Below are 2,371 nucleotides of genomic sequence, written 5' to 3'. Positions count from 1 at the left end.
GAACAGGGGAGATGCTCTTCATCCCCCTGACGCTTCCTATGGATAATTTTGTTTCTCGTATCGATAACGCAGAAAATCCTTATATGAAAATTACCTCTTACAAAAAAATATGACAGTTATTGTACTGATTATTTATTGTCATTATTGAATGGAGATGAAATTGAATTAACTTAAGTTATTATTACTTTATTTATAATCACATTAAGTATGTTTTTTCAGTTTTGGTTGGGATATCAAACAAATCAGGTGATTCTGAGGAAGTGATTCCAAAATACGATGTGATGGCTCATGTGAAGGCTAGAGCTCTTGTTCTAAGGTGTATCTGAAACAACGTTACCTGCACATTTTTAATGGCTACAAATGTAACTGATGGTATAGCGATGATGCTCATCGTAGCAGCAGAAAAGTAACCATAGAGGCACTATTTACCGATAAAACGAAAATATTGATTTAAGATAAAATTATTCTCCAACATTTTTGAAGCACAGAGGGCAGGGATACTTATTCGGTTTGGCTAAACTACTTTTACCAAAGTGATGGCAGAAACTTAATGGATCAAGCGTTGGTCAGGTATGGAAACGGGAATTCAGGCATTGATTTTCTCAGCAGCTACAGAAAAATTGATGAGTTACCGTTTGATTTTGCCAGATTCAGGTTATCAATTTCTGTACAAAATTTGGATAAAAACCATCAATTAGTCTGCGAAGATACCTCTGAGGAAAAGCTATTAGTTTGCTCCTATATAGGGATAAAGGAGAAAATTATTCCTCTCACTGAAGAAAGTCGTAACAATGTAATAGAACTGGTTAGTAGCTATCACTAGCAAGGTTTCAGGGTGTTAATCTTAGCGACACTGGAGTTAAGTGTTGATGAAGTGAAACATTAGCCTTCTGCTGCTGATAAAAGAGAGGGGGTATTACAAGGTTTATTAACATTTTTATATTCACCAAAAGAGAGCATGGCAATGGCTATTGTGGTATTAAGAAAAAATGTCATTTAGGTTAAGGTGATTACCGGAGATAATCCTGTCATTACGGCTAAAGTTTGTCACAATGTGGATTTAGATTCTGGAAATATTCTTATTGTCCCTGATATTGAACTAATGAGTGATGAAAACCTTTCAAAAGAAGTGGAATTAAAATCAATCTTTTGTCAGTTAACCCTAACAAAAATCATACATTTTAAAATCCTTGTAAAATAATAATCATTTGATTGGTTTTCTTGGTAATGGAATAAATGATGCACTGGTATTGCGCTATGCTAATGTTGGAATTTTAGTTGATACAGGGCGCGTATCACAAGAGTAGCAGCAGAATCATTCTGTTTGAAAAAAATCTGAATGTATTAGAGGAGGGAGTAATAAAGGGAAGGGAAACGTTTGGTAATATCGCCGAGTATTTAAATATGTCGGCTAGTGCAAATTTCAGAAACGTATTTTCTGTATTGATTGTCAGTGCATTTATTCCACTTTTACCGATGTTAGCCATTCATTTTCTTGTACAAAACCTAATGTACGATATTTCACAACTGTTTTTACCGTAGAGCAAAATGGATAAAGAGTTTCTGAAAAAGCCCTATAAATCTGCTATAAAGGACATAGACGTTTTATGTTCCGGGCGTCCCTGCTTCTTCCATCTTTGACATCACGGCATACGCGATGTGGTATGTGTTTGCAGCGAACAGTATAGAGCATCAAGTCTTATTTCAATCATGGGTCAATCATGGATAGTCGTGGGAAAGAGATTGCCACAAGTATTAACTGCACACATATTGTACAATATTTGTACGCATGAAAAATTCATTTTGTGCAAAGTACAGTTGTTTTACCTGTTTTATTAATGACACTAATAATGGTATTGGGTATTTACATTCTGTTTTTTTCTGTTGATACCTTAATGGGGTTATCACTGCTGCCATAGAAATATTTTCTATGGCTAATTGGGATACTAATTAGCTACTGTATCATTGTTCAAAAGATTCAATGATCTTACATTCATCGATTTGGTGGATGGTTGTGAATAATTCTCATTGATTACTATCTTATTCTGTATGGACTATAAAAAATCCATACTAAAAGTATGTCATTAAAACTATCATCATAACAAAATTTCTGCAAATATTTAGAATAGGTATTGATGTTATTCTTTGAATATGAACCTCCTATCACAATAGAAATGAATTTAATGAAGTAATAGAGTTATATTTACCTGTTAATTTATTTATTTGAAACGCCAATTTAAATTATTCATTGTAATTTTTATTTAAAGTTAAGTAGGATAAATTTCTTTTTAATATTTGTTTTCAGATCTAAATTAATTTTTCCTATTCAAAATATCTATTCTTCTTTTAATTGGTTTTTATGTAATAATAA

At 32.6% G+C, this 2,371-nt stretch carries 2 protein-coding genes; both read left to right on the top strand.

The window, feature by feature from the left end; all coding sequences use genetic code 11:
* Nucleotides 1–550 precede the first annotated feature (550 nt).
* Nucleotides 551–823, top strand: coding sequence for a hypothetical protein (locus tag AB204_RS23745; RefSeq protein WP_235428165.1), 273 nt, complete (start codon nt 551–553; stop codon nt 821–823).
* A gap of 183 nt (nt 824–1,006) precedes the next feature.
* Complete coding sequence (locus tag AB204_RS20575) at nt 1,007–1,201, top strand: hypothetical protein (RefSeq protein ID WP_047965243.1); 195 nt, start codon at nt 1,007–1,009, stop codon at nt 1,199–1,201.
* Nucleotides 1,202–2,371 lie beyond the last annotated feature (1,170 nt).

This window comes from Xenorhabdus khoisanae (assembly GCF_001037465.1).
In the GTDB taxonomy this organism is placed as follows: Bacteria; Pseudomonadota; Gammaproteobacteria; order Enterobacterales; family Enterobacteriaceae; genus Xenorhabdus; species Xenorhabdus khoisanae.
The sequence above is the reverse complement of the archived record's forward strand: the minus strand, read 5'-3'. Positions and strand labels throughout refer to the sequence as shown.

What these genes read in the sequence shown, in the direction of transcription:
- AB204_RS23745 (WP_235428165.1), top strand. Translation starts at nt 551, where the DNA reads ATGGATCAAGCGTTGGTCAGGTATGGAAACGGGAATTCAGGCATTGAT.